The sequence below is a fragment of the Paenibacillus glycanilyticus genome (assembly GCF_030161375.1).
GTDB lineage: Bacteria > Bacillota > Bacilli > Paenibacillales > Paenibacillaceae > Pristimantibacillus > Pristimantibacillus glycanilyticus_B.
The window spans coordinates 292,257-313,703 of the sequence record NZ_BSSQ01000011.1 but is presented as its reverse complement, the minus strand read 5'-3'; the positions used below and the strand labels follow the sequence as shown (position 1 = coordinate 313,703).

The 21,447-nt window shown below is 43.8% G+C and carries 9 protein-coding genes; 3 read left to right on the top strand and 6 right to left on the bottom strand.

Features of this window, described 5'->3' with window-relative positions:
- Positions 1 to 18: 18 nt before the first annotated feature.
- The 4 genes from QQK89_RS13950 to QQK89_RS13935 are packed head-to-tail and all read right to left on the bottom strand — an operon-like array spanning position 19 to position 5,740.
- Positions 19 to 2,139 (bottom strand): endo-alpha-N-acetylgalactosaminidase family protein, encoded by a 2,121-nt coding sequence (locus QQK89_RS13950; RefSeq protein ID WP_284239170.1) that lies wholly within the window; start codon positions 2,137 to 2,139, stop codon positions 19 to 21.
- 35 nt (positions 2,140 to 2,174) lie between these two features.
- A complete protein-coding gene (locus tag QQK89_RS13945) occupies positions 2,175 to 3,908 on the bottom strand; it encodes an extracellular solute-binding protein (protein WP_284239169.1) in 1,734 nt (577 codons plus the stop codon).
- A gap of 26 nt (positions 3,909 to 3,934) precedes the next feature.
- A complete protein-coding gene (locus tag QQK89_RS13940; RefSeq protein WP_284239168.1) occupies positions 3,935 to 4,834 on the bottom strand; it encodes a carbohydrate ABC transporter permease in 900 nt (299 codons plus the stop codon).
- An 18-nt stretch (positions 4,835 to 4,852) separates the two neighbouring features.
- Positions 4,853 to 5,740, bottom strand: coding sequence for an ABC transporter permease (locus tag QQK89_RS13935; RefSeq protein ID WP_284239167.1), 888 nt, complete (start codon positions 5,738 to 5,740; stop codon positions 4,853 to 4,855).
- Positions 5,741 to 5,956: 216 nt separating this feature from the next.
- Between QQK89_RS13935 and QQK89_RS13930 the strand changes: the two genes are divergently transcribed.
- Genes QQK89_RS13930 through QQK89_RS13920 form a run of 3 tightly spaced genes read left to right on the top strand, consistent with a single transcriptional unit; the run spans position 5,957 to position 10,893 of the window.
- Positions 5,957 to 7,780: a sensor histidine kinase gene (locus tag QQK89_RS13930; protein WP_284239166.1), complete on the top strand. Its 1,824-nt coding sequence runs from the start codon at positions 5,957 to 5,959 to the stop codon at positions 7,778 to 7,780.
- Entirely contained in the window at positions 7,762 to 9,345 is a 1,584-nt protein-coding gene (locus QQK89_RS13925; protein WP_284239165.1) for a response regulator transcription factor, read from the top strand. Before QQK89_RS13930 ends, QQK89_RS13925 begins: the two co-directional genes overlap by 19 nt.
- A gap of 24 nt (positions 9,346 to 9,369) precedes the next feature.
- Complete coding sequence (locus tag QQK89_RS13920) at positions 9,370 to 10,893, top strand: exo-alpha-sialidase (RefSeq protein ID WP_284239164.1); 1,524 nt, start codon at positions 9,370 to 9,372, stop codon at positions 10,891 to 10,893.
- A 91-nt stretch (positions 10,894 to 10,984) separates the two neighbouring features.
- Here the strand turns inward: QQK89_RS13920 and QQK89_RS13915 are convergent, their stop codons facing one another.
- Together QQK89_RS13915 and QQK89_RS13910 are read right to left on the bottom strand one after the other, a co-directional pair.
- Positions 10,985 to 12,466, bottom strand: coding sequence for an RICIN domain-containing protein (locus QQK89_RS13915; RefSeq protein WP_284239163.1), 1,482 nt, complete (start codon positions 12,464 to 12,466; stop codon positions 10,985 to 10,987).
- 206 nt (positions 12,467 to 12,672) lie between these two features.
- Positions 12,673 to 21,309 carry an immunoglobulin-like domain-containing protein gene (locus QQK89_RS13910; protein WP_284239162.1) on the bottom strand — a complete coding sequence of 2,879 codons (8,637 nt, stop codon included), beginning with the start codon at positions 21,307 to 21,309 and terminating at the stop codon, positions 12,673 to 12,675.
- Positions 21,310 to 21,447: the final 138 nt, after the last annotated feature.

The window sequence follows — 21,447 nt, the reverse complement described above, 5'->3', positions numbered from 1 at the left end:
CCCTCTCTTATCCAATGACTAGTCTATATAAACAAAGATTGGACGCTGCGCAGGCACTTGAATAAGAATGCGATTATCGATAATCGCGTAAGCTGCCGTTTCCCTATGGCCCGAATAGAGCGCCTGCACGTCAACGACCCTTGCGCCCGGCGGAAGAGGATAATTCAGCTCTTTCTCCTCCCTTGAATAAAAGACGATGCGATTGTCGTCCAGCGGGCAGGTCAAGCTCCAATTCTGCAAAATGGTTGCGCCGTTATAGATCGCTTCATGCTGATGAAGCTCCTCATCAATCAAGATACCCGCTCCTCCTGATAATCCGATAGAAGCAAGCTCTCCATTGCGTGAGAACGTCTCGATATCCAGATCATGAAGCTTCATCCATGGAATCAAGTTTAAATAGTAGAAATCGGTAATATCGCCATAAGAGGAATCCGCTCCGAACCAAGGCCCCGGACGGCTGTTATAGAACAGAATGGAAGCAGGATCTTTAGGCGCAGGACCGCTTTCGCCTCCATAAACAACGGAATGTCTGTATATAAGCGGAAGCATCGGAATGGCTTTCCCCCCGAACGGACATGGGCTGCCGTGTACGCCGTCTACGCTTAACGACATTTTACCTACCCAAGGATAGCGCAGCTGCTCGGACACGACATTAATGCCATATTTGGCATATTCATCAAACACCTTGCTTCTGCCTTCCATAAAGTTCTTCACTCCGCTTGCCGGATGCTCGGGGTCCCAGTCATTGCGAATTCCGAACCACGACAGCACATCCACCAATACCGTCTGCTGGAGGTTGTAGAACTCCGACGTAAACCGGATGCGTTCCGGGCCAGGTCCTTTCATGTATTTGGCAAGCCCGATAATATAGGACATGTCGCGGCTCCACTTTCTGCTGCTCCACAATTGGCCGTCCGGACGTCTGGCAATATACGCTTCATCCCACTGCGGACTTGTCATGTAGGCATCGTCATAATTATCGTCAAGACTAACCAAGCAATTCCGCTCGAGAGCATTACGCTGCAAGCGAAGAAAACCCTCATGACCGCCCAAACGTTCGTTGACCTTATCAACGGCCGGATATCCCGTATCGTGCCCCTCATATTGGAACCCTGCCAAATATGCAATCTGCGGCGCGTTATCGGTCAGCATGGATATATTGCGGATAAGTTCTTCACACTCGGCAAAAGTCGTCCTCGGCCGATCATAGGTCGGATTGTCGCATCCGATTAAGTACAATAATTTATCATTGTAAAAGTCTGTCGGGCGGCGGGGCATCCGGTCTCTTACCGACTTGGCCCCATCCAGCCAATCGACTTCGCCGTTTCCGTCATAATCCCCGACAAAATCCAGACGGCAAACGGATGGCTGGTCAGCAAGCAGATTAGGCGTTTGATCATTGCCTGAAATACGCTCTCCGCCGTCATTCATATTGTAAGAAAGGCTGCCGTTCACCCTATAGGTCTTCACGGTACCGAGAAGCGCCGTTCGCTGCTGCTTCTGTTCCTCCACGCTTAGCAGAGTGCCATCGAGAAAAGATTGAACCTCAAGGGTACAAGCGCCTTTCTCTTTTCCGGCCATAACGACAGGCAGCGTAGCCAGCACTTTGCCGAAATAGCTATTTTCAGGTAGCGTACCTGACTTTGCCTCATGCAGCGATACCAGATTTCCTCCTTCATTGCCGTGCGCGAGCCATGAATGGCCGTCTGTCTCCCTTATGCTGACAAGTCCGGGGATGGAGAGATCTATGAGTTCGTAGCCTGGCTGTTCCTTAACGTCTTCCAACGTCACCGTGACCGTCGCCCCTTGAAGGCAATAACGAATCGCGAACGTAGCCGCGAGCTTCCCCTCCATAGAAGCGTTGAAATAAAAATCAACCTTTGATTCATGCGCTTCCGATCTGGCGACGGACACCTCCATGGTTGCATATCGGCGAGGCTGCAGCCTGCATAAGGTGGCTTGGATAGGAGAGCCGTACGGCTCTCCCCAGAAAGTTTCTTCTTGCAGCTTCATCCTGTAGGAATAAGGGAGTCCATCCCTATTGTCCAGTAAGATTTCAAGTTCGTCTGATTGTATGAACAAAGGCTCTGAAGGAGCGCCTCGAACTCCAATACCAATTCGATCTAATGTTTCGCCCATGTCTATCCCTCCGATTACGTTCTTAGCTTCCGACCTTACTTAGCAGGTACTCCCGATAGATCGTTCTTGTCCATATAGTCTTTGATATCTTGAGATACCTTGGTCCAGTAAGCATCGGACTGATCGAAGTCCATCTTTTTGACTTCCTCGATCGTTTGTTTCTTTAATTGCTCGTATTCCTTATCTGATTTAGCCAACACAACCTTTACGGCTGCTTTGGTAATATAGTCGATAATTTTATCGTCAATCCGCTTGGTATCGTCCGGTTGCAGAGGTTGCAGCAACAGAACGGCAGTGTTGACAACCTTATTCTCAACCCGCTGGTCCAACAGCTCTTTGCCGTCTTTGACGCCGTATTCCGCATAATACTCTTTTTGCAGCGGAGATTGCTTTTGATACTTCGGCAAGCTGAACAAATCGAATTGCTCGCCGCGGAATTCATTGGGCAGTCCCGTCAGGAAGCCGTAACGGCCGATTCCCGTTTTCAAGCTGAAATCCGGATCTTTCTGCCGCTGCTCAAGCACCTCGGGTTTAATCTCGTATTCCCCGTTCACTTCGTCCCAATGCTCGCCTTTTACACCCGAACGAAGCGTTCGGTTGCCTTCGGGACTGTACAAATAGTCGAGCAGCTTGATCGCTTGCTCTGGATATTTGGTATGGGATGAAATCGCGTAATGAGAATCGGCGCCAAGCGGCTGCCAGTAGCCTGCCCAAAAAGCTTTTGTCCCTTCAGCAGGCGGGATTGGCATGAAGCCTTTGGCTTCGCCGGCAGTCTGGAATTTCGTATTCGGATCTCCGAACCAGAAAGAAGCAAAACCACCCAATACCCGCAAATCGCGGTTTTTTTGCATCGCATTATCGAATTTCTGGGTAAAGGAATCCGGATCCAGTATCCCTTTTTGCTTCGCTTTATAATAGATTTCTACTGTCTTCCAGAAGCTGCTCTGCTCATTGGTTACCACATTGCTTGGCTGCAGATTGTTGGCCATGTCGTAATCCAGAATGCCATGATTCCACATGCCGTAAATGTAGGCTGGCGTCGTCCAGCTCCACATTCCCCAATCAAAATAAGGAGATAATCCGTAAACCTTTTTCCCGTCTTCCGTCGTAGGATGTTTTTTCATCATCTCGGCAAGCACATTAATATAATCGTCTACATTGTTGACTGGCGGTTTTCCCATTTCCTCGTAGTAATCCCAACGGATCATCATGCCCACGTCAAAGTTGTAGACGAAGTCTTCCGCCGCTCTCGTCGTAAAATAAATCTGCTTGGAATCGTCGCTCATAAAATCCCTATCATATTGTAAAACTTTGTCTAGCTTCGCGATGTTCGGCGCATGCTCTTCAATCAATTCGTCCAAAGGTTTGACCGCTTTGGCATCAATTAATTGTTTCGCGAACTTCCGGTTGACTGCGAATACATCCGGCATTTCCCCGCCCGCAAGTTTCGTTGCGAATATCTCGTCGCTCTCATGCGGATACAGCTCGATTTTGCAGCCTACCACTCTTTCGATTTCTTTGGCAACCGCATCATCTTGAATGCCCGGTTCCTTCACGCTGCCATTGCCGATCATGCCCCATAATTTGAGGGTGCAATCCGTTGGTGGAGCAGCATTACTGTCTCCGGTCGTATTGGTGACTGCAGGATCAGAGCCGGTATTCTGCGCATGGGGAGAATTAACGGCATTGTTTCCCGAGCAAGCGACCAGCGTTGACAGCATAATAAAAATTAGAAGATGACTGACACGAATCAAACCCCTCTTTTTCATAGGAAAACCTCCAATTTTCTAATAAATTATCCCTTGACCGCACCTAGCATAATTCCTTTAACAAAAAATCGCTGCATAAACGGATACACCAATAGAATAGGGAGCGTTACGATCATCGTAATCGTCATCTTGATGGACATGGGCGTGATGACAACTTGGTCCATTTTATTCAAGTTCGATGTATCCAGCCTTTGCATCGCTTGAGCGATCGCCTCCGATTGATTGAGCACTCTCCATAGCAAATATTGCAAGGTTTGCAGTTTCTGATTATCTACCAGTATCATATTGTCGAACCAGGAATTCCACTGGCCTACGGCAGCAAATACGCCTATTGCGGCAAGCACGGGCATGCTCAGCGGAATAATAATCTTAATAAACACGGTAAAATAACCTGCTCCGTCAATAATAGCTGATTCCTCAAGCGAAGAGGGAAGCTGCTCAATATACACCTTTACTAATAGAACGAAATAAGCGGAAACCGCGCCAGGAAGCACATACAAGAGAAAGTTGTTGTTCAAACCGTAAGCCTTCATGACGAGAAACCAAGGAATTAATCCTGCATTTAAGTACATGCTCGCGATCGTTACCCGGTACATGAAGGAACGTAAAGGCGTTTGTTTGCGACTTAATACATAAGCGAACAGAGCGCTAACAAAGACGCTTAATAAGGTACCGATAACCGTTCTTGATAACGAAACGGCAAATGCCGACACAATACCATCGTTCTGAAACATCAGAATGTAATTGTTCAAAGTAGGTTCAATCGGAAGCAAGGTCACCTTGCCTCTCCCCGCTGCATCCGGCGAGCTGATCGTATAGATAAAAATATAATAAAAAGGATACATGCAGAGCAGGGCAAACAGACTGAGAATACCGTAATTGAATAAATGAAATAACCGGAGTCTCCACGTCATTTTCAGATTCATTTCAGGCTCACCTCGAGATCACAGAATGGACTCGCCTCTTACTTTTTTGGCGATCCAGTTAGCTATAAACAATAACACCAGACTCACGAAAGTCTTTGCCATACCGATTGCAATTGAATACGAATAATCGCTAAGCGTGAGCCCGATTTTGTAAACATAAAGATCGAGTACTTGTATTTTGTCTTCGACTAACGCGTTGTTAAACACATAGAACTGTTCCATCCCGTTTGAGAGAAGAGAGCCGATTCCGAGAAGCAGCAGGGTAAGATAGGTCGGGATAATGCCAGGAATCGTAATATGCCTGATCATTTGAAATAACCCGGCTCCGTCTACCTTTGCAGCGTCATATTGTTCGGGGTCGATGCCGGTTATCGCAGCAAAGTAAATGATGGCCGAGAAGCCCAATCCTTTCCATATCCCTACCGCCGTTTGAAAATACCAGGCAATATCCGCATTAGCGAGAAGATTGGTTGGCTCGTTCACTATACCTAACTGGAACAGAAGCTGATTTAGCAAACCATCGTCTACCGCAAATATAGAGAAGAAAATAGAATACACCAGCACCCAGCTGACAAAGTTCGGTAGAGTCGTGACGGTCTGCAAAAAATTTCTGTACCGTTTTCCAGGGATTTCAGACAACAGGATCGCGAAAAATACGGGCAAAGGAGAACATATAATAGACAAGAAGCTAATGACTAACGTATTCCGGAGCACATTGAATACTTCACGGTCAGAGAAAGCAATCTCAAAGTATTTCCAGCCTACGAAAGCGCTGTCAGACAGTGAAACACCGGGCTTATACTCAAAAAATGTATAAATCCACCCATAAAGCGGTACATACGAGAATGCAATCAGTAGAATAAAACAGGGCAAAGCCATTAATAACAGCGACGTTCTTGGTTTCATAGATTCCCTCCTCTCCTGATATTCAACACCGCTTCAACGACCTCTTGTTCGTCTTCATTCTACCTCCCGTTTCTTCCTTCTTGTAGTTTAAAAATACACGATTTAGTAACGAATCCAATTAATCTCATTCATTCCGCCTCTCAACGAGCGCACGCGTGTTATAATTCCGTTTATAATCATCATCACCATAATACGGACCCAAGAAGGAAGAAGCCGATGATAAAAAACCTTTACCGAAGCTATTTCAGCCGTAAATATTTCAACAAAATTTTGTTCGTATATATGTTTATCACGATCGTAACTTTTTGTACCCTTGCCTATGTAACCGTTAACAACACCTCCGACCTCATCAAAGAAAAAGAACTTAAATATAACGACGTAGTGTTAAACCGAATAATGGCACATCTTGATTCCAAATACGATATCGTAAAAACGATGCTGAAGCAGACTCTAATCGATAAGGAATTCGTGCAGGATATTTATTACTTTTTGCAGCAGGATTACAGTCCGTTCAACATGGATTACATTGAAACCAAGTGGGTATTCGACGATTATATGTCCTCTGCTCTAAGCCGTGACCGGGATATAACCGGTATTTCCGTCTACAAGATTAGAGATCAGCGCATCTATGAGTACTCTGAGACAGCAGTAACGAATAATCTGCTCAACGAATACCGCTATCCGGACCTTATTAGACATAGCGGACAGTCGTCATCGTTTTCGGAAATCTATCCCGCTCATTATCCGGCTTACCTCAGCATTTCGAATTCTTTTGTTTTTACGGTTTCCATGAAATTAAAAGCGGATAACCTTGTAGACGATGCCGGTATTTTACTGGTCGATTTCGATACGCAAAGCTTCCAGGATATCATTTCCTCGCAAAGAAATGATTTGGCAAGCGATTTCATTGTATTAACGAGTTCCGGCGAGGTGATATTCGATTCCTCTAACCGCTATTACGGTAAAGAATTTACTTCCTTTAATCAGATCCAACAAGTCACTAGCTCAAGTACTGTGAACATCGACCATACGCCAACCGTCATGTATAAATTAACAGATCCCGAGACAGGCAATATGGTTGTAAGTCTCATTCCCGAGAAGTTGCTACTTTCCCAAGCGAACGAGATTAGAGACAAAATCCTTCTCCTTGCGTTGGCTTGCATCTCGGGATGCATGCTGCTTATGTATATTGGCTCTAAGATATTCTCTCAGAGGGTTTTGCGCATCACGAAACATCTGAAGAAAATCGGAGCGGGAGATTTGTCTATTCGCCTTCCTGTCAAAAATCAGAATGTGGATGAGTTTGATGAAATATCGATTAGCTTCAACCGCATGAGCGAGAAATTAGTCGATTATATTGACCGGTTCTACGTACTCGAATTAAAGCAAAAAAGCTCGGAGCTTAAAGCCCTTCAAGCTCAAGTTAATCCGCATTTTTTATACAATACGCTGGAAGCCATTCGAATGAAGACCGTCCTGTCGGGCGATAGGGAATCGGCGCATATGATCTATATTCTCGCGAAGCTGCTCCGAAGCTCCGCCAAGGAACAGATGGCGGTTACCATAGAGGAAGAAATCGGATTTTGCGACCTGTATCTTAACTTATTTAAAATCAGGTACGAGAACAACTTTGATTATACCTTTGAGATTGATAGTGATATTGTTGAGCTCGGCATAATAAAACATCTTTTGCAGCCCTTGCTTGAGAACTACCTCATTCACGGATTTCTTCCTAAAAAAGAAAACAATCACCTCTTACTGAGAGGAGTTCGGGAAGGCGATCACTTACTATTCACAATCGAAGACAATGGCAGCGGCATTACAGAAACCAAGCTGAATGAAATCAATCGCAATTTAGAGCGAGAACCTCTGCCTTCTGACAGCATTGGATTAATTAACGTAAATGAGCGAATACAAATCGCCTTCGGTCAACATTACGGCTTGTCCATTAAAAGCGATCAAGCAACAGGCACAACAGTGACCATTATTATCCCAGTCTTAACTCTTCAGGAGGTGCAGCAATGTACAAGGTCATCCTAGTCGATGACGAGCCGCTCATTCTACTCGGCTTAGTCAATTTAATTAACTGGAATGAAATGGGGTTGGAGGTGATCGGTCAATGCTCGGACGGCGCAGAAGCGCTCGAGTTATTGTCTCGCACATCAGCCCATATCCTTATTACTGATATTAGAATGCCGGTTCTAACGGGACTTGAATTAATCGAGACTATGAATGAGAAACAGATGAACGTCAAATATATCGTGTTAAGCGGCTATGATGACTTTGAATACGTCAAGAAGGCGATTGCCCTTGGTATTGAGAATTATTTACTGAAGCCCGTGTCCGTAATTGAACTTGAATCTACCCTGCAAAATATCATTCAAAAAATTGAAAGTGAAATCTATAAGCAGATCGACTTTAGACAGGGAATGAACATTCTGAAAGATAACATATTGTACCGGTGGGTAGCAGGCGATATCGAAAAGGGAGAGTTTTTGGAGAGAGCATCTTTGCTCCATATGTCCATCGACAGCTCAAGCTTTATCACGGTGATCATAAAAGTTGCTGGCCAAAACGAGCACCATGCAGCAAGCAAAATCCCACAGAAAAATTTGCTGCGTTTCGCCATTCAGAACATTTGCACGGACATCATCGGCAGCATTCTCCAATTCCAAATCTTTTGCGGTCCGGAAGAAGACGTCACTCTCATTATCTCGAACGCCAAGAAGCAAGACTTTGATGCTATTAAAGCCATTCTCAAAGAAAGCGTGTCCGTTATTAATAGACTGCTTGGAGTTGACGTATTTATTACCGTCGGCAGTCTGGAGACTATGTTTCAGAATGTCCACCTGAGCTATACCCGCGCCAAACAACTGCAAGATTATCAAATGCTCCGTCCATCCAACAGTATTCTTTTCTACGATGAGACTATGCAAGCAGCAGCTATCATGAAAAAAAGGTTTACCTTCGATGGAACAGAACTTCAGGACGCTATCATGGCTTTGGACCGTGAACGGACTATTCGTTTCGTCGAGAGTTTTTTTTCCCAATTACAAGACAGTACGATTTATGAACCTTCGGATGTAAAAGAATTAGTGATCGATATTGTGTACCAGATTAAATATGCCATAAGAAAGAAGCAGCATGATTCCTTCCCTATTTTCGATTCTTTTCCTAAGCTGCTTACTGCCCTATATGTCAATCAATCGGTCTATCAGATACGGGAAGACATAATAGGCTTGATTCATCAAGCCTTCGATTTGTTTGAACATGCCCTTAAGAACGTAAGCCCTATAACGACTAAATTAATCCGTTACATCGACGAGCATCTCTCCGAAAACATCAATCTCTCCACTCTTGCGGAGAAGTTCAATGTCAGTCCAGGATACCTCGGGTATTTATTCAAAAAAGAAACGGGAGAATCATTCACCAACTATGTCAATGGACTTAGGATTGAATGGGCTAAAAAACTCCTTATCGAGACGAACTTGAGGATAACGGAAATTTCAGAGCAGGTAGGATATACGAACGCGAATTATTTTTTCACAACTTTCAAAAAGACGGAGAATATCTCTCCGGCGGAATTCAGAAGAAGCGTACCTTAACAAGTACAGGGAGGTTATAGGATTATGCCATTACCATACTCATTGAATGGATCCTTAGTCGGTACGCCAGATCCCTCGCATAGTTATGCAGAAGGAGGTGCCGCCTATCCGCGCATCCTATGCTTACGACACAATGGACCTAGCAACGGCACTTTATTATGCACCTATGAATTATATGCTTTTGTTAATAAGGAGACGGTATGGCCCATCTACAAAAGCACGGACAATGGCGCGACCTGGCAATTTGTTACTAACGTTCGAGACACGCAATATGGACTGGGAAACAAACTTCAGCCGGTTTTATTTGAATTGCCCGTTCAATTGGGAAATTTGCCTGCAGGCACGCTCCTTCTCGCTGGAGATTGTATTCCAAATGACGGTTCAAGTACCTCTATTGTCGTCTATATGAGCCAAGATTGCGGTGCTTCCTGGACATACTTAAGCACTGTCGATCACGGAGGACCTGCTATTTGTGACGCAAGCGCAGAAGCGGCTACAACCTCCATTTGGGAACCCTTCTTTGGAATTGATGCCTATGATAACCTCGTTTGTTATTATTCCGACGAACGCCAGAAGAGCAATGGTATTCACCAAGCGCTGGTACACCGCGTTTCCTTAGACGGCGGCTTGAGCTGGGGAGAGCTGGTAAATGATGTAGCAATAGCGAATAATAACGATAGACCAGGTATGATTACTGTTACCCGATTGCCCAATGGACGATTTTTTGCTGCATACGAGGTCGTTAATCTTCCAAGTAACGCCCATAATGTTGGGCCGATTTACTTTAAATTTTCTGATGATGGATTAACATGGAATGCTGATGATATCGGAACACCACTACTTCTGGAGGATGGAGTAGGTATAGGTGCTGCTCCTTATTGCAAATGGGTTCCTACCGAACATCCCAATGGGATGATTATTGTTTCAGCAAAATGGGGCGTAAATAACGATGGCAACATTGTTGGAGAACAGAATTTTTTTGTCAATTACAATTTAGGCGAAGGTAAATGGGAGAGGTTACCCCTGGCCGTTACTTATCATCATCAGTTGGCAGGTTATAGCCATAGCTTTGATACTAGTCTTGACCATAGAATTCTTTATCAAGCAACGTCTGTAGAAAATCTGGTTACTAACCTCAATGAAATTCGTGTAGGAATCAGGCCTCTGCACGCTCAAAGATATGAAGCCAGACATGCCAAAACCTGCAACGTGCAAATTTTATCCAATATAGATGCTTCTTGCGGCGAAAAAGTTCGGTTCATCTCTCTGGACAGCTCCATTCGCTTCGATCACATTCATGTACCAGTTAGCGGAACGTATAAGTTGCGTATACGATACTCAAATGGTACTAAGACAGACAGTATTCAAACGGTTTTAATAAATGATGAAGTCAACCTACCCATAAGCTATCCTCCAGCTGTAGACTGGGAACGATTTTTGTGGGCTTCTCTCTTCATTTCTCTTAACCAAGGTGTGAATACTTTGCAGTTCAATACTACATTTGGTGAAGTTGAGATTGATTGTATTGAGATAGATCAGGAAGGTTAAGCTTAGTCAGAATAATAGAAAAAGATGGCTTTCCTTAAGTTGATAAACAACTAAGGAAAGCCATTTCTTTTAGAAGGTGCTTAATTATTCTTTAGTTTTGTGGAACCATTGTCCAGAACTGATTGAAATTCGATGATAAAGTCCACATTTGCATGAGCGCTCCATTATAATTAAGTCCCCCTGTATCCACAGCTAAGCCATTAGCCCGGTTGACCAGCTTGAGATATCCGTCACTCGTATAGTTAATTCTCCACTGTTGGTTATTAGAATTGGAATTGGTAGATTGCCCCACATTCTGACCGTTTGCTGTACGATTCAACGAATCCAAATTTCTTTGGCCTGTTACACTCTTAAGTTTATAATAGCCATCGTTCCCCCTCTGTACCTCCCAGACTAAATTATTGGAGGCTACGTTTGTCCATTGAGCTACGTCCGTCCCATCGACTATGGATCCCGTATTATCTAATGCTTTACCTGTGCTCCGATTAATAAATTTCGCCAAAGTCCCACCTGCATCCATATCTCCATATTCAATGTTATTGCCATTGGACGTAATAATGAATAATCGGCCGTTTGCTAAAGGGGTCATGCTTCGACTATAGGAATCTACCATTGGAGTTGAAAGTGTTGTCCAGCTTCCGGTCCCATTATTCGAGTTTACGAATATTTCAGGATGTTCCAGCATGGACACTATGATTTTTCCGTTAGGCATCGTCACGACATACGGTGTGCCTCCACCAGCCCCAATATATGTCCCCATATTTGCAGTGTCCCATACCTCAGGATTTGAAGAGATTTGATAATGAACCGGCCATCCACTTAACGGCGCCATTTCGTAGGTCATAATATATTTCCCATTAGCCATTTTGGCAATCGTAGCCATACCAGGTCGATACCATTGTGTCGTTAAAGCAACATCATTGACAACACTGCCCCAAGATGTACCATTGGTCGAAGTCTGATGAACAAGCTTCTGAGCATAAGCTGGATCACGTTCGTCAGAATAGTAGCAAATCAGTTTATTATTAGCCACTAGAAGGAATGGCTCCCATATCGGGTCATGGAGACTGTCCGGGTTAGCGTCTCCACCCGTTGCTACCGAACTTAAGAAGGACCATGTCCTCCCCAGATCATTGCTCTTATAAATATCGATCTTGGTTGCAGTATAATCCGAAGGAATGGAGTTTCCGGCAATAAGGAGTGTACCCGCTGGCATATTGCCTATAGCCTGAGGAAGCTCATACAGATGCGGCTGGTACCTCATCCCCCAACCATTCTGTGTATCGGACACAGAACCAACTTGAGCCCAGTTAGCCCCGCTATCAGTGCTTTCAAACACTTTGAAAGTAGGCATAGTCGCCACGTTGTGATCAAATACAGCGAGCATCTTACCATTATTGGCACCGTTATATTGAAGTTGTATTGCTCTTGGGTAGCCTGGAGCCGGATTCGTTCCGGTGTACATCACGGAAGGACCATAAGCATCAACTTTTATTGAAGGAACAAAAAATGTGAGCGCTAACATAAATGCGATGATAAACATAAATATTTTCCTTGTACCCATTCTTATCATGACGGTTTGCCACCTTTCATTGGTTAACTGTATCCAATAACATTAATCATGTACGATATCGCTTGCCGGCAAGCATCTGTATTCGCGCAAACTTAGTGTAACTCTAGGACAAGATAGCCATATACACTAAAAATTTCGGAAATCGTTTAAAAAATGCGAAAAAGAAGACCAGGAACCCTGGTCTTCTTTTTCTTGCACGCATTAGATTAAGTCACAACAAGCTGCAATAAGTTATATACAGCTTGGGCTGTTTCTGCCCGGCTAGCAAATGTCCCCGGATTAAACATTCGATTCGTATCTCCCTTCATAAGCCCCGCTGAAATTGCTTGGGTAACTTCGTTAAATGCCCATGCGGATATTTTATTTGTGTCTTTGATACTGCCAAGACCAGCTTCAGATTGAAGGGTATTACCAGACATATAAATATAAGCACGGACCAGCAATACCGCCATCTGCTCCCTTGTGATGACTGCATTTGGTTCAAAAGCATTATCCGTAGTACCTTGAATTAATCCCGCTTCATAGGCTGCCGCAATGGAAGTAGCATACCATGCATTCGGCCTAACATCAGAGAAAGCATTTGTAGTAACCGAACTGCTTAGTCCAAGCGCTCTGGTCAGCATTGCAATAAATTCCGCGCGTGTTGTAGATCCATCAGGTTTAAATTCCTCTTTCGTCACACCGGTCACAATATGTTTAGCCGCCAGTACCTGCACTGTCCGGTAAGCCCAATGATCGCTAGGCAAGTCTTTAAACGATTTCTTGAATTCAAACACGGCATACTTGCTGAAATGAGTTAAATCTGCTGTAATTGCAGTGTTCTCTTTATTAGTCGTACTAACAACATAATCCCATGATTTAGTGACATCATTGTATAAGTATACTCCAATTAATTGATCATCTACCTTGCCGGCTTCATACTTGAATACAACCCTTATTGGTTTATCAAATTCGCTTAAACGGTATTCCTTCCGTTCTGCTGTACGAAGGAATAGACCAAGATCGTAAGTATGCCCTGCGGCTGCTAAACCAGGATGACTGCTATCGTCCATCGGTTCGTTTAATGGCTTTAAACTAACAATGATTTGAGCCCCCGCAGATTCTCCTGCTTGTGCCGCTAATGTATGCAATGCTTTCAACACTTCAGACGGGATTATTATCTTAACGTCTTCAGTACTAAGAGTTAACGGAGTTTGGCCGAGAATAGCAGCTGTGTTCCCAGGTAACGAAATTTCATTCTTGCCTGAGTTCAGCTTAATCTCAGCAATGCTGCCATTCTCTAAGTTGCGAAGTTCCTGCTCGCTCACATCCGTTAGTCCAACTCCAGGATTGGTAGCGGAGCCTGAACCACCTTCACTTCCCTGTCCGCTAATCGTTACTACAACACTGCCCGTAATACCCGAGTCATCTCTTGCTGCCGCCGTAACCCTTACTTTGCCGTTTTTGTTTGCTGTTAATAATCCATCTTCATTAATTACAGCCACGTCTGTCGATGTACCTTCTTCGTTGCTGACAGACCAAAGAATTGTAGGATCTGTTGCCTTAGACGGCTGAACCTCTGCAATCAACTGCAATGAGCCTCTATTTGTAGTAATTTTTAATTGGTCATCCTTACCTTTTACAGTTATTGAGGTTACCTTGACTGCATCTTTCGTCCTTGTCTCAGCAACGTCCGAGAGGACCGATTCTACACCAGCTTCTATTGCAGTTATCTTATATTCATAGTCCGTACCAGGATTTAATCCAGTGTCCATAAAGGTTCCCGAACGAACAAGAGAGCTGTTAATTTTCTTGAACCTGGCGTCCGTCGCCTCCTTGCGGTATACATTGTAACTTTGCGTATTCGAAGACGCAGCCCAGTCTAACCGTACAGATGATGCCGTTAATGCTTCAGCTGTTAGTCCTTCAGTTTTACCAGGGAGATAACCGAAAACCTTCACTTCCGATATTTGCGGCGTATACCAATTGTTATTCGGATTATTCTGGAGCACGGCATCTACTAGAACTATTCTTACATATCTCGCATTCCCTGCAATCTTATCTGTAGTGAAGCCATATTCCGTGACGCCGGTTCTGTCCAATGCCACTTCATAATGAACATCATCATTGCTCGTTTCGATTCGGTACTTATAATATCCCTCAGAACCCTGCACCATCGGCCAAGAGATTTGTACATTCGTTAGATCATAATTTGCACCAAGGTCTACTTTCCACCATTTTGGCCATGAATAATTACTTGTCGCCGACCAGTTGGTCGAATAATCTCCGTCATTTGCGCTGCTTGCTGGGTTAGCCAGTGTTTCATTCTCGGCTGTTGCCGTTTTGCCTTGGGATAAGAGATCCCCGTTCGAGATAGGCGCCACTACACCAGATTGAAAATCCACTGACAGTTGTTCCGTGTAATCCACATAGGCTGTCGTACCAGATAATACAAGAGGCATCCACATTTGTTTTGCATCACCTAGCCATCTATATACGTTCCAAATATAAGAGGTCGTTGTATCTCCTTTAATCGTGACGACACCACCGCTCTGAGCGCTGAATGAAGATCCATTACCCAACTTTTTCAACTCCGACCATGGACCATTCATCGATGTTGCTGTTGAATACATAGCTTGATTTGGATACCAGCCCGACGCACCTGAAGTAATCAGGAAATAGACACCATCCTTTTTAACAACAGTAGGCGCTTCTCTAAACTTTCCGCTGTAAATGGTCGTGATTTCTTTCTCAACCGATAAATAGTCTGATGTCAGCTTGTAGAGCTTCATATCTGAATTTACATTGGCTGTAGAAATTAAATAGGCGGAATTGTCATCATCCACATAAACCGTTAAGTCTCTAGATTCATTGTTGTTTGGCCGGAAGCTTTTAGTAAACGTGTACTTTCCGTCAGGTGTATCGCTGTAAGCAGTCGCCACTCTTGCCAAGCCATAATCGATTCCATTCTCGTAATGCATCCACATAATATACTTATTCGTATTCTTGTTATATACAATTTGTACGCCTTCCAGATTGGCCAGTGCCAACTCTGGATGATCCTCTGATTCGAGGACAGTGTTGCTGAACGTCCAGGTCTTCAAATCTAACGATTTATACATATCCAGTTTCTTGAATTTTCCGTTTTCCTTAGAACCTATGAGAAAATAATAAGCTGAACCTGCTTTGAAGAAACCACCTAAACCCAGACTTTTTCCTTCGTCATCCTTCCACCAATTCTCTCCGTTCGTAAATGTCATCGAATCTGTAGGAATACTGAACGTTGTTGCACTTACTGCACTCGATAGCTCTGATTCTCCTGCGTCGTTCTGTGAACGAATCTTGTAATAATAAGTTTTACCAGACTGCAATCCTACATCTGTATACGCAACGGTGCTTCCGCTATAGATTTCCGTGAATGGACCTACCGCATTATCCGCCCGATAGAGCTTATATAGCGTAGCTCCCGAAACTGAATTCCATTTCACATTAATCTTGGACACATCTGCGCCTGGAGTTTGGACTCCAATCGTTCCGAGCCCTTGTGGTACGGAAGGCGTGCGCAGCGTACCGTATACTTTAACTTCATATAATTGAGGCGTATACCAGTTGTTTGGATTGTTAAACAATACCGCATTGACCATGTTTACTCTTACATATCTTGCTTTGCCGGTCAATTTATCGGACGTAAAGCCGTATATTGAGTTATTAGTACGATCTAGAGTCACTTTATAATTAATGTCATCATCGCTAGTTTCAATTTTATACTGATAGTAAGCTTCTGATCCTTTGTACATGAACCATGAAATTTGTATATTGCTTAGATCGTATTCAGCTCCAAGGTCAACGCGCCACCAATGCGGCCAAGTTCCTGCGGATGCCATCCACGAAGTATCATAGTTGCCATCGTTTGCTTTTCCTGCTGAATAGTCCTCTTGAGCCGTTACTGGCTTGGTTGATTGCGCAATAGCAGGTTTCCCTTGAGAAATAAGCGGGTTGGCAGGAGGTACAACAATAGTTCCCTTCTCCGCATCCAGATCAAACTGCTCATAGAAATCCATAGAAGCTTCAGTTCCATTAAGTGTTAACGGCAGCCAAATATATTTGGAATCGCCAAGTTTTGCTGGATTCCATCTATCTGCATGAAGGAAGTATGAAGTGTCTTCTGTTCCCTCAACGGTAAAAATATAAGAAGACTGCGTATAAAAAGCAGATGTATTACCAATGTTTTTCAATGGTGACCACGACGACACATCCGCTATCGTCCTGGTTGTCGAATACATCGCCTGATTTGGATACCAACCGCTTGCTGCAGAAGTAACTAAGTAGTATATCTCGCCTTTTTTCACAATTGCAGGCGCTTCTCGGTATGGTCCCGAATAAATTTTCCCAAGTTCAGATGCCACGCCCGTATAATCATCTGTCAACTTATACAGAATCATATCCGCATTGACACTGGAAGAGGAGAATAAGTAAGCTGTACCGTCGGTATCTTTGAATACCGTCATATCACGCGAATCTTTTCCAATATTCGGATCTCCAGTATGATACGGATCTTCAGCATTTGGTCTGAAGCTAGCGATGTACGTATAATCGCCGTCAATAGTGTCTGAAGTAGCAACCGCTACTCTAGCTAGACCGTAGTCCTTACCATTCTCGTAATGCATCCATAATACGTATTTCTTCGTTTTTTCGTTATACAACACTTTCGGACGTTCAATATTGCTGTCTGCCAAATCAGGTGCTGGTTGACCATTTTCTCCTTTGGAGGTCTGGGTCAACACATTATTCCGAAATGTCCAACTTTTCAAATCTTTTGAGGCGTACACTTTAATATTGTAGAAGTGGGGTTCATCCTTCGTTTTGTCTTCACCGAACCAGTAATACGTATCTCCTACTTTAATCATGCCGCCCCCGTGAGCTTGAATCTTATCCCCGTTGTCAGCATACCAGAAATCTCCGTTCGTAATTAAGGCAGTTCCCGTTCTTGCCGTAACCCGATCTGATTTCGCAGACTCTCCTTCAGAAGTTACAGCAGTTACCGCATAATAATAAGTCGTATTTTCAATTAATCCCGTATCTTTGAAAGAAGTATCCTTTATTTCATTACTATTAAGCTTCGTGTAAGTTCCAAATAGCAAATTTGATCTATAAATGTTATAACTCTCTGCACCTGAAAGGGCATTCCACTTTAAATTCATCGTGTGGGTGCCATTCTCCATTACGATAACACCGCTTGGACGTTTGACTGCACTTCCTCCAACCGTGACCGTAGCTTTCGCTTTAATTGCGCTATTCGTTATAACTCCGTAAATATCAAACGTACCTGGCACCGCATAAATTTGTGGATCGACCTCATCCCACTGCACTTTAACGCGATCGATTGTGCCATCACTGTACTGAGCATCAACTTCTGCTGGCAGTTTTAATTGTTCTCCTGTATCTATCGCCAGTTCAATTGGTTCTATTTTCGTCATTGTTGCGTAGCCGTCAAGCAGCTTTGCAATTTCATCCTCTGAAATCTCCATAACGCTTGCGTGGCGGACATTTATTGGAAGCTGATATTCTCCCGCTTCAAGTTTCGTCCATACTCCTGAAGCAAGATCAGTTGCGCTGTATCCCGAATAAATCCCCTTGTTATACTCATCGGTATACATGTACCATTTGTTATCCTTAAAAGACTTAAGAATTGTCGGCCCTTCTGCTTCAGCCGGGATTACTGCATTTGGATAGTTTGCAGTGTCATATGTTCCGATTAATCCATCTCCGGATACTGCCATTTTAATTCTTTTACCCGTAGGATTTGCGGAGCTATTCTCCCTCTCATCCTTATAATACGTGTAGAATTTGCCACCATCCTCGATGACAGTTGGATCGATAACATCATGCCCTGGGTTAAAGAGCATCTTCGGTGCTGAGAAGGTTACAAAGTCCGTTGTCGTCCGATAGTAGGGCCGATGCTCGCTAGATACTGGATTACCTGGAACCTTAGCAGAATAAATAACAACGTAGTTGTTTTTCGCAGCGTCATAATAAACCTCTGGAGCCCACGCGTCCGTACTATTTTCTGGAGAGAATGGGACCGCGCGTCCGTTCGTCCAGTTCACCAAATCCTCAGAATCATAGATTAATAGGTTTTTGCTCGTCCAAGAGTCTGTGGAGAAAAGGTGATACTTGCCTTCTTGATCACGTATGATATATGGATCACGAATCGATTTATTACCAATGATTGGTTTAAGGATACGATTGCCTTTATTTAATGTCGTCCAATGAAGACCGTCCCTGCTGTATGCTTGATAAAGCGATTCATCGGCAGTCTTGAAATAAGACAACAGATATCCTGCAAACCTATCTTTCGATTTCACAGTGATTACGAAAGTCTTCTGATCCTGTATACTCCCTTTGCTGATAGTAGCTGTAAGTGTAACCTGCGCATCAAGTGAACCCTGTGCTGGTCGGATTACTACACCTGTCTCAGTATTAATCGTTTCCGGATTACTCGAAGACCAGACGATCGTCGATTGTTCCTTACCTTTTGCCGGTAATAACAGATCATGCTTTAATGCATGTAAATCATCGCCTAGGCTAAGCGCAGCTTTATCCAGTTCTACAGACAACTCATCACTTACTTGTTCAATAACCGTTACTACAAATGTCTTTGTAGTTGACATTCCCTCTTTGCTCAAAGTGGCCGTAAGCTTGACCTGAATATCACCTGCACCTGCTTCTGGACGATTAATTTCCCCCGTTAATCCGTTGACGATAATATCGTTCTCCGAAGCCCATGTAATGACTGTGCCATTGCCGCCTGTATGTGGCAGCTCAAGTGACGATTTCACCTCTTTTATATCGCCTAAAGTAAGCGCTTCGGCATCCTCTAGAATATCTTGATATGTCAATTGCCCCGCAAGCCCTTGAACCTCTGTTGCTTTTAAAGCTCGATCATAAAGTCGGAAATCAGAAACTTTACCGTTAAACCAGCGATCTCCTGCATATGGAGGCCTACCGATATAGTTAAAGAGTGTATTTTCTAAGTCTTTTGGTAAGATTGTAAGTCCTGTATTACGGCCAACCTCAACTCCATTCTCGTATAAGAGGGCTGTATACTTAGCATCAGAACTATTCTTAGCAATCGTTACCGTTACATTCTTCCAATCACCAGCACCAAAAGGTACATTCGTCCGAGTTGCGGACTGCTCTAACGTCCATTTATCTGTAGAAATAGCAAAACGGAAGTTGCCATTACTACCTTGGTTATCCGCCGCCAAAAGCCCCATATATTTTGAATTATTGACAGCTGCGTCCGTTACACTGCTGAAACCGAAAATCCACGAAGGACGGCTGACGGAATTAGCAAATACGTTTGCGGATACAGTAACTTCGGTCATGCCTTTTAATAATTGATCCGGCATTTTAATCGACCCGGTCGAACCGTTTAGCGCAACCGCTCCTACTCCCCCTTTACCAGAAGTCCAAGAAGCACCTTCACTTAAAACGCCATCATTACCATTACCAGACGAGTCAGTTGCAATTGAGCCGGTCTTGTTGTCCATCTTGTACCATAATTTCAAGTTTGATTCTTTTACGACATTGACCTGCACGTTATAAACCGTTCCTAGGTAATCAATAGAAATGGTTGCACTACCCTCATTTATCCCTTCTACAATTCCATTCTCTGAAACGGTAGCGATCGTCGGGTCTGAAGATGTAATAGTGGCTTGACTTGTTACATCTGAAGTTGTTCCGTCCACATAGGATGCCGTCAGCACGGTATTATGAGTAGCATGGATAAAAGGAAGTGTGTAAGAGGTTGAATCTACCGTTACGATTGTTTTACCCTCTAAGACCGTAGCTTGAAAAGTTTTTGTATCGCTGACACCATTGCGGCTGATTGTTGCGGTTAATTGAACCACTGTGTTTGCATCCGGGCTGCGATGTACCGTTCCGTTATTCTCAATTATCGCTGTGTTGCTTGATTCCCAAGTAATTTCCATGCCGCCTTGGAAAGAATTCGGCAGTTGCAAGTTTCCTGTAACCGCTGATAAATCACCAAGGCTAAGTTTCTCCTTCAACCGCTGAACTGCTTCATTGTCTGACAAATTCTCATAAACAATTGTATTAATCTCAGACTCGCTAAGCGCTCTGTCATATAAGCGAAAATCTGAGACTTTACCTTTGAAGTATTTGTCTGCGTTATACGCCGGGCGGCCAATATTATTCTCCGTTGTCTTCCCCCCGCCCAAATCTTTAGGCAAAGTGACGATATCTGATTTTGTACCTACTACAACTCCATCTTCATAGAATGTACCTGTATATTTCGCATCATTGCTATTCTTCTTAATTGTAATGGCAATGTTTTTCCAATTGCCTGACTGAATAGTCCCCTGCTTCCTAACGGACTGTTCATCTGTCCATTTATCTTTTGATATAACAAACCGGGCGGCCTTGGGATTGCCTTCAGACGATGTAGCCATCAAGTAGTTTGCGCCCCATCCCGTGTTCTCTGTACTTCTGTTACCGAAGCTGAAGAACCATGAGGGATCTTGATTACCCGGGTCAACATAAACGTTCGTAATAACCGTAATTTCTGAAATATTAGCTAATATATCATTCGGCATGTGAACATTTCCGTTCAAACCATCTAAATTGACTGCACCTTCCGATAAAGTAGCTCCTCCAGATAATGTTCCGTCATTACCATTCCCCGATGAATCAGCAGCAACTGTGCCTGAACTCTCATTGAATTCATACCACAGTTTCAAACTAGGGTCTGTTGCTGCAATTGCCTTGTTCGCCGTCATCCCTGAAAACATACTTGCAAGTAAAGTGACGACCATGAGCATAGTAAACCATCTTCTGTACATGAGATTCCCTCTTCCCTAACCAAAATGGTAGGCGCTATATTTAGGATGACTGAATATATGTAAGCGCTTTATTTAAATTGTATGGCTAGTGCTGCCTCTCCAGCTAGTGGGCATTGTTTACTTTACGGTATCATTTTA

Coding starts and splice junctions, on each gene's coding strand:
- QQK89_RS13950 (WP_284239170.1), bottom strand. CDS start 2,139: ATGGGCGAAACATTAGATCGAATTGGTATTGGAGTTCGAGGCGCTCCT.
- QQK89_RS13945 (WP_284239169.1), bottom strand. CDS start 3,908: ATGAAAAAGAGGGGTTTGATTCGTGTCAGTCATCTTCTAATTTTTATT.
- QQK89_RS13940 (WP_284239168.1), bottom strand. CDS start 4,834: ATGAATCTGAAAATGACGTGGAGACTCCGGTTATTTCATTTATTCAAT.
- QQK89_RS13935 (WP_284239167.1), bottom strand. CDS start 5,740: ATGAAACCAAGAACGTCGCTGTTATTAATGGCTTTGCCCTGTTTTATT.
- QQK89_RS13930 (WP_284239166.1), top strand. CDS start 5,957: ATGATAAAAAACCTTTACCGAAGCTATTTCAGCCGTAAATATTTCAAC.
- QQK89_RS13925 (WP_284239165.1), top strand. CDS start 7,762: ATGTACAAGGTCATCCTAGTCGATGACGAGCCGCTCATTCTACTCGGC.
- QQK89_RS13920 (WP_284239164.1), top strand. CDS start 9,370: ATGCCATTACCATACTCATTGAATGGATCCTTAGTCGGTACGCCAGAT.
- QQK89_RS13915 (WP_284239163.1), bottom strand. CDS start 12,466: ATGATAAGAATGGGTACAAGGAAAATATTTATGTTTATCATCGCATTT.
- QQK89_RS13910 (WP_284239162.1), bottom strand. CDS start 21,309: ATGTACAGAAGATGGTTTACTATGCTCATGGTCGTCACTTTACTTGCA.